This window comes from Bradyrhizobium sp. AZCC 1610, assembly GCF_036924515.1.
Lineage (GTDB): Bacteria > Pseudomonadota > Alphaproteobacteria > Rhizobiales > Xanthobacteraceae > Bradyrhizobium.
Genome location: NZ_JAZHRR010000001.1, coordinates 1,113,145 through 1,126,811, shown reverse-complemented (window position 1 = coordinate 1,126,811; position 13,667 = coordinate 1,113,145). Strand labels below are relative to the sequence as shown.

At 63.1% G+C, this 13,667-nt stretch carries 13 protein-coding genes; 9 read left to right on the top strand and 4 right to left on the bottom strand.

Annotation, left to right across the window (positions count from 1 at the left end; genetic code table 11):
• Positions 1–37 precede the first annotated feature (37 nt).
• From V1279_RS05635 to V1279_RS05625, 3 genes are all read right to left on the bottom strand, one after another.
• Positions 38–1,339 (bottom strand): MFS transporter, encoded by a 1,302-nt coding sequence (locus V1279_RS05635; RefSeq protein WP_334433367.1) that lies wholly within the window; start codon positions 1,337–1,339, stop codon positions 38–40.
• Positions 1,340–1,483: 144 nt separating this feature from the next.
• Entirely contained in the window at positions 1,484–2,461 is a 978-nt protein-coding gene (locus V1279_RS05630; protein ID WP_334433366.1) for a hydroxyacid dehydrogenase, read from the bottom strand.
• A 101-nt stretch (positions 2,462–2,562) separates the two neighbouring features.
• A complete protein-coding gene (locus V1279_RS05625; protein WP_334433365.1) occupies positions 2,563–4,599 on the bottom strand; it encodes an adenylate/guanylate cyclase domain-containing protein in 2,037 nt (678 codons plus the stop codon).
• Between the two features lie 202 nt (positions 4,600–4,801).
• Here V1279_RS05625 and V1279_RS05620 point away from each other — a divergent pair, with 202 nt between their 5' ends.
• The 9 genes from V1279_RS05620 to V1279_RS05580 all read left to right on the top strand — a co-directional run bounded on the left by V1279_RS05620 (position 4,802) and on the right by V1279_RS05580 (position 12,693).
• Positions 4,802–5,533, top strand: coding sequence for a cytochrome c biogenesis CcdA family protein (locus V1279_RS05620; RefSeq protein ID WP_334433364.1), 732 nt, complete (start codon positions 4,802–4,804; stop codon positions 5,531–5,533).
• A gap of 145 nt (positions 5,534–5,678) precedes the next feature.
• Positions 5,679–6,143 (top strand): DoxX family protein, encoded by a 465-nt coding sequence (locus V1279_RS05615; RefSeq protein ID WP_334433363.1) that lies wholly within the window; start codon positions 5,679–5,681, stop codon positions 6,141–6,143.
• An 89-nt stretch (positions 6,144–6,232) separates the two neighbouring features.
• Positions 6,233–8,017 (top strand): thioredoxin domain-containing protein, encoded by a 1,785-nt coding sequence (locus V1279_RS05610; RefSeq protein WP_334433362.1) that lies wholly within the window; start codon positions 6,233–6,235, stop codon positions 8,015–8,017.
• Positions 8,018–8,398: 381 nt separating this feature from the next.
• On the top strand, positions 8,399–8,662 hold the full coding sequence (gene bufA2, locus V1279_RS05605) for a BufA2 family periplasmic bufferin-type metallophore (protein ID WP_190241832.1): 264 nt from the start codon (positions 8,399–8,401) through the stop codon (positions 8,660–8,662).
• 197 nt (positions 8,663–8,859) lie between these two features.
• Positions 8,860–9,117: a BufA2 family periplasmic bufferin-type metallophore gene (gene bufA2, locus V1279_RS05600; RefSeq protein WP_334433359.1), complete on the top strand. Its 258-nt coding sequence runs from the start codon at positions 8,860–8,862 to the stop codon at positions 9,115–9,117.
• Positions 9,118–9,225: 108 nt separating this feature from the next.
• Positions 9,226–10,119 carry an MNIO family bufferin maturase gene (gene bufB / locus V1279_RS05595; protein WP_334433356.1) on the top strand — a complete coding sequence of 298 codons (894 nt, stop codon included), beginning with the start codon at positions 9,226–9,228 and terminating at the stop codon, positions 10,117–10,119.
• A complete protein-coding gene (locus V1279_RS05590; RefSeq protein ID WP_334433354.1) occupies positions 10,116–10,901 on the top strand; it encodes a DNA-binding domain-containing protein in 786 nt (261 codons plus the stop codon). Before bufB ends, V1279_RS05590 begins: the two co-directional genes overlap by 4 nt.
• 17 nt (positions 10,902–10,918) lie before the next feature.
• Positions 10,919–11,707, top strand: coding sequence for a creatininase family protein (locus V1279_RS05585; protein WP_334433352.1), 789 nt, complete (start codon positions 10,919–10,921; stop codon positions 11,705–11,707).
• Positions 11,704–12,693 carry a hypothetical protein gene (locus V1279_RS05580; RefSeq protein ID WP_334433349.1) on the top strand — a complete coding sequence of 330 codons (990 nt, stop codon included), beginning with the start codon at positions 11,704–11,706 and terminating at the stop codon, positions 12,691–12,693. The genes V1279_RS05585 and V1279_RS05580 overlap by 4 nt, the downstream gene beginning before the upstream one ends.
• A gap of 67 nt (positions 12,694–12,760) precedes the next feature.
• Here V1279_RS05580 and V1279_RS05575 read toward each other — a convergent pair whose 3' ends face one another.
• Positions 12,761–13,459 carry an outer membrane protein gene (locus V1279_RS05575; protein ID WP_334433347.1) on the bottom strand — a complete coding sequence of 233 codons (699 nt, stop codon included), beginning with the start codon at positions 13,457–13,459 and terminating at the stop codon, positions 12,761–12,763.
• Positions 13,460–13,667 lie beyond the last annotated feature (208 nt).

Below are 13,667 nucleotides of genomic sequence, written 5' to 3'. Positions count from 1 at the left end.
CGATGAGCCGCAATCGAGCGCCTTGCAATAACGGCTGCTAGCCCGCCTCGCTCTTGATCTGGTTTTTGTGCATTTGTCCCGCAACCGCCCTCACCTTGCGCGGCGACGCCCGCCAGATCGCAACCGCCGACAACATGCTGACGGCAATGCCGATCGCAAAGGCTGATGTATAGCTGCCTGAAAGATCGTACAGCAGCCCGGTCGCCCACGGGCCTCCAGCGCCGCCGGCCAGCGCCGCCAGCATGATGGTGCCGAAAATGCTGCCATATTGCTTGCCCTGAAAGATCTCCAGCACCACCGCGCCCATGACCGAGGTCAGGCCGTAGCCGAGCACGCCTTGCGTGAAGATCATGAGATAGACCAGCGGCAATACCGGCGCGAATTTCAAGGCGATCAGCGCCGCGAAACAGATCGCAAAGCCGGCGCAACTGATGGCCCAGATCCATTCGCGCCCGATCCGGTCGGAAAGATGTCCGAGCCAGATCTGGCCGGGAATGCCGAGCAGGCTGACGACGCCGAGCGCCCACACCGCGACGTTCGCACTGAAACCGATGTCGAGTAGGTATTTGGTCTGGTGCACCTGCACCGCGTACCAGACGTACAGGCCACAGAAGTAACCGAGCGAGATCCACCAGAATCGCGCGGTACGCAACGCCCGGCGCAGTGTCCAGTCGGTGGCGGCCCATACGGGATCGACAACGTTCGAGCGAGGTGCGGGCGATGTTGCCGACGGCGCCGCATCGCCATCCGGCCGCAGCCCGATATCCTCGGGCCGTTTTCGCAGCAAAAGATTGATCGGCGCGAGCACGGCCAATACGAGAATGCCCATCGCGGTGCAGGCGGTGCGCCAGCCGGTCTGCTCGATCAGATGCTGCACCCATGGCAGCAAGGTCACCGAGCCGATGCCGACGCCGGCAAAGGCGAGCCCCATGGCGAGCCCGCGGCGGCGAATGAACCAGTTCGGCAGAAACAGCGATTGGCCGGAGTAGCCGAGGCACACGCTCCCCGCGCCGACCAGCACGCCGATCGTGAGATAGAGATGCCAGGGCTGCGTCGTAAGCGGCGCGAGCAACAGCCCGCCGCCCATCAGCGCGACGCCGAGCTCCATCACCCCGCGCGGCCCGAAGCGATCCATCATACGCCCGATCAGCGGACTGACGGCACCCGATACCACAAAGCCAAAGGAAAACGCGCCCGCGGTGACGCCGCGCTCCCATCCGAACTCGGAAATGATCGGCGGAAAGAACAGCGAGAATGCGGTCCTGGCATTGACGCCGATCGCCATGGTGACGAACGTCACCGCAACGATCAGCCAGCCATAGAAGAAGGGAAGACGCATTGGGTTTCGCTGGTTGGAGGGGCCGGCGCGGCCACATCTGCGCTACGGCGACGAGCGCGGTGCCCCATCATGCACGGCCTGACGGGTGAAGCAATTCAGTGAACTGGTTCATGGATTTCGATCACCCATTCCTGATGGTCAGGGTCAAGCCCGCCGCTTCCAACGATCCGCATTGACCGCGCCGACCGGCACCTCGCCTGCGATAATGGCCTCCACCTGCCGCACCGTTTCCAGCGACTGGCTCTCGATCGCCGGGGGCGTCAGGCCGCCGATATGCGGCGTGGCGATGACGTTCGGGAGCTTTGCCAGCTCCGGCGTCGGCATCTGGTCCGGCGCGCGGCCGACATCCATCGCGGCGCCGGCGATGCGGTTTTCCCTGAGCGCCGCCGACAATGCCGCCTCGTCGACGAGATTGCCGCGCGACAGGTTGATGAAGAAGGCGTGCCTCTGCATGCGCGCCAGCGCCGCCGGCCCGATCAGGTTTTCGGTTTGCTCGTTGGCAACCGCGAGACAGACGACGTAGTCGGCGCGCGCCAGCAGATCGTCGAGCGGCACATGCTGGAGACCCTGTTCGCTCACGGTCGCAAAGGGATCGGCAATCAGAATTTCCATGTCCAACACCTTGGCGATCTGCGCCAGGTAGCGGCCAATGCTGCCATAACCGATAATGCCGAGGCGGCTGCCGGCCAGTTGCCGGCCCATGATGACCTCGGGCTTGCGCGCTGCATGAAAGTCGGCGGTCGCGCGGGACACGCCGCGCGACAGATCGACCATGAAGCCGAGCGCCAGTTCGGCGACCGATCGCACGAAGCCCGGCCCCGCCCGCGTGACCAGGACGCCGGCCGCGGACGCCGCATCGACATCGATGTTGCGGATATCGACCGCGCAGCGAACGAAGGCGCGCAAGTTCGGCAGCGCTGGAAATATCGCGCCCTGCCCCGCCGTGAGCCGGTCGGCCACGATGATGTCGACGTCGCGCGCGGCCTCGATCAGGCCGGCGGCGCCGAGCGCGTCGTTCGATTCATGCAGCTTGACCTGCGCGATGGCTTGCAGCCCGCTGAGGCTGCGTTCGCCGTAATACTGGGCGCGAGACTGCGGTGTATGGGTCAGCAGGATCTTCAATGCTGGCGGTTTCCCTGTCGATAGCCATGACATGTGACGTCACGGCCGGCACATCTATGGCAAAGCCGCCGCCTCGCGCAAGGCTGCGGCGGCCGCGTCGGCTACTTGGATCGTGCGACCGTCGTGCCGTCCCAATCTTCGCCGGCGGGATTCTCGAGCTGCTGCCGGCAGCGTTCGATCATCGCCGATGACGCTGCATCGTCACGAATTTTCAGCACGATCTCGAACGCAGCGATCGCTGCCTTGAAATCACGCGCGCGGAAGGCGCCCAGGCCGGATTCATACGAAGCCACCCAGGCGGGTGCGCCGAACTCGTCGGCCATACCAAGCAATTCATAGATCTGCAGTCCGCCGGCGCGGCCATAGACCGCCAGCCGGTCGAGTTCGCGAACCACGATGCTTTTCCCCGCCAGCCGGCGCGTTTCGGGGCCGATGATGATCGTGGAGCCGTACGCCTTGTTGGTGCTCTCCAGCCGGCTTGCAATGTTCACGGCGTCGCCGATCACGGTGTAGTTCAGCCGCACTTCCGATCCGATATTGCCGACCAGCATGTCGCCGGAATTGATGCCGATGCGAATCTTGACGCTCTCGCCGTGGTCGTCGACGAGACCCCCCTCCTCCACCGCGCGCCGGCACGCCAGGGCCGCCCGGCAGCAATCGACGGCATGATCCGGATTGGGCGACGGCGCGCCCCAGAACGCCATCACGGCATCGCCGATGAATTTGTCGATGGTGCCATTGTGGCGCTGAATTTCCGCCGAGACGCTGTCGAAATAACGCGACAGCAGCGGAATGATTCGGTCGCCGAGCCGCTCCGACATGCCGGTGAAGCCGGCGAGATCGATGAACATCACGCTCATCGGCCGGACCGCGCCGCCAAGGCGCGCGCCGTTGCCGTCGCTGATCAGCCGCTTCACCAGGTCGGCCGGAATGTATTTCCGGAACGCCGCAAGCCCCTGCGCCATGTCGCCGATCGCGCCGGAGAGATTCCCGATCTCGGTCAATCGAGACGGATGCCGCTGCACCTTGTCGAGGTCAAAACGCTCGACATGCCTGATCTCGTTGACCACCTTGATCAGCGGCGCGGCGATCAGGCGCTGCGCGAGCCATGCCGACAAAAGTCCCGCGAAAACGATCAACACCGCGAGCCCGATCAGCAAATTCCGGATCGTCATCTGCACCGGGCCGAGAAATTCCGATTCCGGCACCACCGTCACCAGCGACCAGCCCGGAAACGAAATCGGCGTCAGCACCGCCTGATAGGCCTTGCCGTCGCGCGTCACCTTCGTATTGAACGGCTGCCCCTCGCCCGGTTCGTACGCGCTGGCGTTCCGGATCGCCTCGACCGCGATGGGAAACAGCGGATGATCGGTTTTCAGCGCCACTGCCTCGTTGGCATTCGGATCGGGGGCGGCGACCACCTTGCCGTTCCGTTCGAGGATGAAGGCACCGGCCGATTTTCCGACCGTGAGCTGCGACAGGAAATTCGACACCCGCGTCAGTTCGATGATGATGGCGATGACGCCGGCGGGCTTCTGGTCGATATCGATCGGAGCCGCGAAGGCGGCCGCCAGCCGCTCGCCCTTGGGATGCGTCGTGAAGGTCGCCCAGAGTTCGTCGTTGGTTTCGATGGCGGTGCGAAACCATTCCTGATCGGTGACGGAATATTTTGTGTCCTCGACATGGCTTTTCTTGAGCTGAAGATCGTTGCCGACGAATTCATACCGGTCGGTACGCATCTTGCGATCCGGGGTGATCTCCAGCATTTCGATGACGCCATCGCCGGCCTTGTGCCCAGCAAAGAACGATCCATCGGGCCATCCGAACGCCACCCAGGAGATGGTCGGCTGCGACAACAATTGCGACCGGAAAACGACTTCGCGTTTCCTGGTATCGCGCGGCTCGAACACTTTCTCGGCCAGCAGCGTCCGCACCGCCAACATGGACGACCGTGCCTCCGTCGTGACCGACTGTAGTTCGTCGCCGACCGCGGATACGATCTGGTCATTGATGGTGTTGGCCAGCGTCTGGCTGACCTGATGGGCGGTGCGCCACCACAGCAAGTGCACGCCGACGGCGCTGACGACGATGGACGTCAGCACGAGGGCGGAAATGGCGGTGCGGATGCCGAGGCGCATGCAGGGATCCTGTTTTGCGGGGGACGCTTATGGGCTTTACGCGACCATAGCAGCGTCTGTTTCAGCCGCGAGGCCATTTCGGCGTCCCGGACACGGCTCTGTGACCGCAGTTGAGCCGTAATGGCGACGAAACTTATCGATTGTCTGTTCCGTACAAGCCAGGACGGCGCTATGCCTTGTGGCAATTCTCGAAGGTCATGCAATGCACGATGTTTCCATCCCGGCGGCCCTGATTGCCGGTCTCGTCAGCTTCCTGTCGCCCTGCGTGCTGCCGCTGGTGCCGCCTTATCTGATCTATCTCACCGGCGCGACCATCGAGCATGTCGCCAATGACGGACCGACGCAGACCTCCAAGCGCGCGGTGATGGCTTCGGCGCTGATGTTCGTGCTCGGATTCTCCACCGTCTTTGTAGCGCTCGGCGCCAGCGCCTCCCTGATCGGCGGCCTGATCCGCGCCTGGTCGGCAGAGCTCTCGATCCTGGCCGGCATCGTGATCATCATCATGGGCCTGCATTTCCTCGGCCTGACCCGGATCGGGCTGTTGATGCGCGAGGGCCGGATGCCGATGCCGAAGCCGGTCGGCCTGTGGGGCGCCTATGCCATGGGGCTCGCCTTCGCCTTCGGCTGGACCCCCTGCATCGGCCCGATTCTGGCGGCGATCCTGTCGATTGCGGCGGCTGAGGCTACCGTCACCAAGGGCGCCGGGCTGCTCGCGGTCTATTCCGCCGGGCTCGGAATCCCGTTCCTGCTGGCAGCCTTCATGGTCGAGCAGTTCTCCTCGCTGTTCGCGCGGATGAAGCGGCATTTGAGCAAGGTCGAGCACGCCATGGGCATCCTGATGGTAATCACAGGCATCGGCTTCCTGACCGGCTCCGTCACCAGCATCAGCATCTGGCTGCTGGAGACTTTCCCCGCACTTCAAAATTTCGGTTAGGCCCCGTAACAAGCGGGCCAGCCATTTCGAAATTCCTGTGAGGACCAGATCGCCGCGATCGCGGCCGTGGCTTTTTGCGCGAACCGGATTGAAGGAAGTCGCAGGTCGCGGTCTCGCGTCGCCAAATATTTAAAGGGGGCTTTGCATGTATTTCATCGTCAATCTGCTCATCCTGCTGCCCGCGCAGATCGCATCGTATTTTTCCTGGGCCGGGCCGCTGATCATGCGGGTCATCGTCGGCTACACCTTCATGCTGTCCGGCTGGGGCAAGCTGACCCATCTCGAGCAGGTAACCGAGAACTTTGTCGGGTGGGGCATTCCATTCCCGAACATCCTCACCCCTTTCGTATCCGGCGTCGAATTCTTCGGCGGCGCCATGCTGATCCTCGGCCTGTTCACGCGAATTCCGGCCGCGATGCTGGCGGTGGTCATGGTCGTTGCCATCAAGGCGGCGAAATGGAGCGACGTCGATTCACTGGAAACGCTGCTCGGCTTCGAGGAGGCGGCCTACTTCGCGGGCTTCATGTGGCTCGCGATCGCCGGCCCCGGCGCGGCGTCGCTGGACCGGCTGCTGGTGAATGCGACCGGGCATCGCGAGAAGTCGACCTGATCTCACAATCCCGTGACATCGCCGAAAAGCTGAGCCCGGATTTTGCCGCGCCCGTAGCTGTCGAAACGCCAGCGCTTCCGGGAGCCGCCATGAAACTCGTCCGCCTTGCCGCCTTCGCCCTCGCCGCGCTTGCCGCATCGCCGTCGTTTGCTTCAGACGGGCCCAAATGGAGCGAATGGAGCGACGACCTGTTCACCCGCGCGCAGGCCGAGCAGCGCTTCGTCATTCTCGATCTCGAGGCGGTGTGGTGCCACTGGTGCCACGTCATGGAGAAGACGACCTACGCCAATCCCGAGGTCAGGGAATTGCTGGCCGCGAAATATCTGCCGGTGCGGGTCGATCAGGACGCCAACCCCGATCTGTCGAGCCGCTATGGCGACTGGGGCTGGCCGGCGACCATCGTGTTCGGCCCCGACGGCACCGAGATCGCCAAGATCAGGGGATATATCGAGCCGGAACGGATGCAGGCGCTGCTCAAGGCCATCATCGACGATCCTTCGCCGGGACCGTCGGTCGGCGAAGCCTTTGAGGTAAAGCCGACGACCTCCGCCTTCCTCGACAAGGAACGGCGCGCCGCATTGACCAGGAATGTCGACGAATCCTACGAGGAAAAACTCGGCGGTTGGGGCGAGAACCAGAAATACATCGACGCCGACAGCATGGATCTTGCGATCACGCGCGCCGAGGCCGGCGATGCCATGGCGATCAAGCGCGCCCGGCAGACTTTGGATGCCGCTGTCGCGCTGATCGATCCGGTGTGGGGCGGCGTGTACCAGTATTCCGAAGGCGGCTCCTGGACCCGCGCGCATTTCGAAAAGATCATGTCGTTCCAGGCGCAATATCTCCGGCAGTACAGTCAGGCCTATGCGCTGTGGAAGGATCCAAAATATCTTGCCGCTGCACGCAACATCGAACGCTATCTCGCGAATTTTCTGACGAGCCCCGACGGCGCGTTCTATGTCAGCCAGGACGCCGATCTCGATCACGATACCGACGGGCACAAATACTACGCGCTGCCGGACGGCGAGCGCCGCAAACGAGGCATGCCGCGCATCGACAAGAATTTATACGCGCGCGAAAATGGCTGGGCGATCTCGGGGCTTTCGGCTTTCTATAACGTCACCAACGATCCCAAAGTGCTGGCGATCGCAGAACGCGCGGCGAAATGGGTGATCGACAACCGCGCACTGCCGGATGGCGGCTTCCGTCACGGCGAGAAAGATCGCGGCGGACCATTTCTGGGCGATACGCTCTCGATGGGTCAGGCCTTCCTCGATCTCTATGCCGCCACGGGAAATCGCGACTGGCTCACCTCGGCCGCCAAGGCCGGCGATTTCGTCGCGACCTTCCGCGATGAGGCCGGCGGCTTCGTGACCTCGAAGACCGCGGAAGGCAAGACCGGCGTGCTCGCAAAACCCGCCAAGCTGATTGACGACCAGGTGCAGGTCGCAAGGTTCATGAACCTGCTCAACCGCTACTTCGGCAACGAGAACTATCGCGAGCAGGCCGCGCACGCGATGCGCTATCTCATCAGCGCCTCGGCCGGGGTGATGCGTCCGCTGCCCGGCATTTTGCTCGCCGACGAAGAGCTCGCTATCGAGCCCACCCACATGACAATCGTCGGACACAAGGACGATGCCCGCGCGAAAACCTTGCATGCCCTGGCCCGCGCGCTGCCGGCCCGCTACAAGCGCCTGGAGTGGCTGGATCTGCGCGAGGGAAAATTACCCAACCCCGACGTCGAATATCCTGACCTCGGCGAACCCGCGGCGTTCGCCTGCAGCAACCGCATTTGCTCGTTTCCCTCCTTCAATGCCGAGGAGTTGCGGGCCACCGTTGCGCAGATGGCCAGGCTGAAACCTGTGCGGGGTTAGCTGAACTGAATTGTGCAACGCAAACCGATGCCACCGGCATCCGAGCTAATCGGTTGAAGCGACGCGCTTTCTCAGCCGCCGGCGCCTGCGGCGATCATTGCGGCCGCGAAACGAATACTCTCGCGACGCCGGGGTTAGACATGAGCGGGATGTTCACCGCCAAAAAAAGAAAATTTTCTTTTGAAACTCTGTAACCAAATCGACTGATGCCCCGTAGCTGGTTCTGGATGAGCACTCAGATCACGGAGACTTGACGTCAAGCCACCGCGATCCGATTGGCATCCACCACTCCCTGCGTCGTGCGGGTCCGTGATCAAACGATCATCGGATGATCACGGCGTCACGTCATGTCTTCAAACAATCATCATCGAGGAGATCGTCATGAAGTTGAATTCCAAATCCGGTGCGACGCTCGCCGCTGCCGCCGCCACCCTGTTCCTCGCCGGCTCGGTGGTGTCGACGGTGTCGACATCAGCGAACGCCGCCGCGGGCAAGTGCATGGCCGGTAACGCCTGCAAGGGCCAGAGCGCCTGCAAGGGCGGAGCCAATGCCTGCAAGGGCCAGAACGCCTGCAAGGGCACCGGCTTCTCGATGGCTTCCGAAAAGGAGTGCGCCGCCAAGGGCGCCAAGTTCGTCAAGGGCTGATCGATCGGATCAGGTGCGAGGGAGGGCCCGGCGCGCTGTCGGGCCCTCGTTGCTTCGACCCGGCGGCTGAAATAAATTCGGCCCGCGTGTAACCAAGGCCAGATCCATCGCGTAATCATCTCCGGGTGCCGTTTGTCGGCAGGAACTATCGCTGCTTGCCGGCGATGCACCCTCACACTTCTTTTGGAGGAATACCCATGAAGCTAACATCCAAGTCCGGCGCCGCGCTGGCCGCCGCCGCTGCCACTCTGTTCCTGGCCGGCACCACCGTGTCGACCGTGACCTACGCTGCCGGCGAGGGTAAGTGCGTCGGCGCAAATGCCTGCAAGGGCCAGAGTGCATGCAAGGGCGGCGCAAATGCCTGCAAGGGCCAGAACGCCTGCAAGGGCCAGGGCTTCTCGGCCATGACCAAGGAGAAGTGCGACGCCGCCAAGGGTAAGTATATGCCGTCCTAACGACGGTTCGATCGAGGCCCGGCGTAGGCCGGGCCTCGTATCCATGCTAGGTTGACGGCACAGTTTGGGACACGCCTCGTTTGGCTGACCCGTTCGAGCGGAGACGAGATGAACGTCGCGAGCAGATTGCCTAAGACCTCGGCGGCCGCGCTTGCAGACCGTCCAGCCAAGCCGGCCTTCCTCGGCTTCGGTCTCGGCCTGCGCCACCAGCATTACGACGAAATCCTGAGCGGCAATCCACCGATCGACTGGTTCGAGGTCATCAGCGAAAACTACATGCTGCCCGGCGGCCAGCCGCTGCGCACGCTCGATCGCATCTGCGAACGCTATCCCGTGGTGATGCACGGCGTGTCGATGTCGATCGCCTCCACCGCGCCGCCGAATTTCGAATATCTGCAAGCCCTGAAGGACCTCGCCAGACGCGTCGAGCCGAAATGGGTGTCGGACCATCTTTGCTGGACCGGCGTCCATGGCAAGAACCTCCATGATCTCCTGCCGATCCCCTACACCAGGGAAGCGCTCGATCACGTCGTCAGCCGCGTCCACCTGGTGCAGGACTTCCTCGACCGCGCCATCGTGCTCGAGAATGTCTCGACCTACGTCCAGTTCAGCAATTCCGAAATGACGGAATGGGAATTCCTGTCCGAGTTGTCGCGACGCTCCGGATGCTGGCTGTTGTTCGACGTCAACAACGTCTATGTCAGCTCCTTCAACCACGGCTACGATCCGATGACCTTCCTCAATGGAATTCCGGCGGATCGCGTGGTGCAGTTTCACATGGCCGGCCACAGCCATATGGGTACCCATATCATCGACACCCACGACCATCCGGTGTGCGAGGATGTCTGGGATCTCTATGCCGCAGCCCTGAAGCGCTTTGGCCGGGTCTCGACCATGATCGAGCGCGATGACAACATTCCGCCGCTCGACGAACTTCTGGTCGAGGTTGTCAGGACCCGCGAGATGGCGGAGAAAGTTTTGCCGGCAAAGCAGGCGGAATGAGCGACTTCGCGCGACAGCAGGCTGAGTTTCAGCGCGGCGTCCTTGATGGCGACGACACGGTGCTGGCTGAAATCCTCGACAGCCCGCGGGAAAAGCGCGAAACGCTGTTCGGTGTCTATCGCTACGCCTACGGTTCGCGGCTGGTCGAGGCAATGCGCAACGACCACGAGCTGCTGCATCTCTATCTCGGCGACGAGATGTTCGATGAGATGGGGCATGCATATGTCAAGGCGCGCCCGTCCGGGCATCCGAACCTGCGCTGGTTCTCGCAAGGTCTGCCCGAGTTCCTGAAATCGACCGCACCCTACTCCGACCATTCCGTGCTGTCCGATCTTGCAGCCCTCGAAAGGGCGCTCAACGACGCCTTCGACGCCGCGGAAGGCAAGGTCGTCGAGCTGACCGACATGGCGGGCTTTGCGCCCGAAGCATGGTCGGGCCTCAGATTCCGGCCGCATCCCAGTGCATCCAGGCTCGAGCTGGCGACCAACGCGGCTGCGATCTGGCTCGCGCTCAAGAACGACGAAGCGCCGCCGGACGCGACTGGACTGGAGCAGCCAGCACATCTCTTGATCTGGCGCCAGGACGTCACGCCGATGTTCCGCGAACTTTTGGCGGAGGAAGCGATGATGTGGGATGAGGCCGCAAACGGCATTCCGTTCGGCGTGCTCTGCGAAATGCTCGCGACCTATGACGATCCCGACAGCGCGGCGGGACGCGGCGCGGGTTATCTGCACAGCTGGATCACGGCAGGACTTTTGACGGATGTTTCCGTCGGCTCGTAAAGAGGGGCGCCCGGCGAATGGAAATTGACACCGATCGCCATTTCATCGAGCGTATGCCTTGGGATGAAGTCGCGCGGCGCATCGGTGATGGCGCGGTGGCAATATTGCCGATCGGTGCCGCGGCCAAGCAGCACGGCTTCCACCTCCCCCTCAATACCGACCGCATTCAGGCCGAATGGCTCGCAGGCAGGATGGCGGGAAAAATCGACGCGCTGATCTGGCCGACGCTGACCTACGGCCATTACCCCGCCTTTGTCGAATATGCCGGCAGCAGCAGCCTTTCGATTTCGACCTTCGAGGCGCTCGTGCGCGAGGTTGCGGGGCAGATCCTCGGCAGCGGATGCCCAAAACTGCTCGTGCTCAATACCGGCATCAGCACGTTGGCGCCGGTCGACCGCGCCCTGGCGCGCCTCGCGAGCGAGCGGGTCAAGCATTTGTGGATCCACGAAGGTCCGCGCTATCCCCGCGTGGCCAGGCAATTGGCCGAGCAGAGCCATGGCAGCCATGCCGACGAACTGGAAACGTCGCTGATGCTGGCGTTGGCGCCGCATCTGGTCGACATGACGCGCGCCGAAGCCAGCCCCGGCCTGAAACAGGAGACGCCGGGCGCATTGACGCCGTCGGACCCGAATTCGCCAAACTACAGCCGCTCCGGCAGCTATGGCGATCCGACACGGGCGACATCGGCCAAGGGCGAAGCCTTGCTCGCCGCCATGCTCGACGATCTCCACGAACAGGCCGCCGCGTTCATCGCGCAAGGCACCGAGGAGCACCGACCCTCCGCGGTCCAAAGCGTGCTGAGATGAAAGCCGCCGGCGCCGTTCGCTGGACCGTTGCCGCCGCCGTCCTCGCCGCGATGCTGGCAAGCGCCATATCGTTCCGCGCCACCGCGCAATCGGAATATATGCGGGGCGACCGCATGCCCTACGATGCGTTCGACCGGCTGCCCCGGACCGATCTTGAAATGCCCGGCGGCACCATCCATGTCGCGTTCGCGCCGGGCGACATCACGCTGCCAAAAGAAAAACTGCTCGACTGGATCAGGATGTCGGCCCGGGCCGTCACGACCTATTACGGACGGTTTCCCGTCAATTCGCTGCGGCTATTATTGGTGCCCGTCGATGGCGGGCGCATCCGCGGCGGCACGACGTGGGGCTATCGCGGCGCCGCCATTCGGATTCCCTTCGGCCACGATTCCACCGAGGATGTCTTGCGGCGCGACTGGGTGATGGTGCACGAGATGGTGCATACCGCCCTGCCCGACATGCCCGATCGCTACGCGTGGCTGTCGGAGGGACTGGCCGTCTATGTCGAGCCGATCGCGCGGGTGCAGGCCGGAGACCTCACGGCGCGGGAAATCTGGCAGGCGATGATGCGCGACATGCCGAAAGGTTTGCCGCAGGCCGGCGATCAGGGCCTGGACAACACCGGCACCTGGGGGCGGAAGTACTGGGGCGGCGCGATGTTCTGCCTGCTGGCCGATATCGAAATCCGCAAAGCGACGAATAATCGCCTCGGCTTGCAGGACGCGATGCGCGGCGTGCTCGCCGCCGGTGGCAGTCATGAGCAGGACTGGCCGATCGAGCGCATTCTTGCTACGGCCGACAAAGCCGTCGGCGTCGACGTGCTGACCCGGCTTCACAACGAGATGGGGCCGAAGCCCGTGACCCCAGATCTCGCCGCGCTATGGCGCGACCTCGGACTGAAGCGGATTGGCGAAGATATTGAATTCGACGACGCCGCGCCGCTCGCAGCGATCCGCAAGGCGATCACCGCGCCGCACGTACAATAAGGCGTATAGAAAAGCGTGACTTGATGATCCGGCAGCCCATCGCTGCCGGATCATCTCGACCGAAATATCAGAACCGGTAGCTGGCGCCGACGCGCACGAGATGCATCTCGTTGCGGAATTCGGCCCGGGTGCGGTCCCGGCTGGACAGCGTGACGCTGCCATAATTAGCGTAGAGATATTCGCCGCGCCCGACGAAATGCTTAGTGAAAGCATACTCGACGCCGCCGCCCGCGATCAGCCCGGCCTTGACCTGTTCGTCCCAGATAAACTGCTCCAGGGTGTCACAACCCTTCTGAACCGTATAGCGATAGCCGTTGCTGATGCTGGCCACGCCGACGCCGACCGCACCGAACGCCAGCAGGCGGTCGAACGCGTAGCCTGCGCGCAGGCGAGCGGAGCCGAACGCACCGAACCTCGACAGCAACGCGCTGTCGCCAAAGACGTGTTCGTCCTGTGACGACGTGGACTTGCCCCAATCGAATTCGCCGCCGATCACAAAGCGGTTGGCGAACTGATAGTTGTAGCCGCCATAGACGCCGACCGCGAAGCCGCCCGCCTGCCCCTCTGCGTGACGGCAGGCACCATTCCGGCAGTAATCGGCGGCCCACGCCGCATACGCTCCGCCGCCGTAAACGCCGGCATAGAATCCGGTCCAGTTATAGTGAGGCGAAGGCAGGTCCGGAATACGAAGATCGGTAGCCTTCGCCGCCGGTCCTGCCAGTAAAAAGCCACAAGCCGCAACAATCCCCCAGGAAACAAAACGCATCAACGCACCTCATCACGCACGACACACGCAACACATGTTGCGGAACCAAGCTGAAGAGGGAACTTCGGGCGCGACGATGTTTAAGTCGGGCGGCGCTGTGTCGGAACGAGGCTATGTTTGGAACCAAACTGCGACAGCCGCCACAATGTACAACCCTTGAGCGAACAACGCCGTTGCAGGACTTCGACCGCCACCTGCGGTTTCAGCG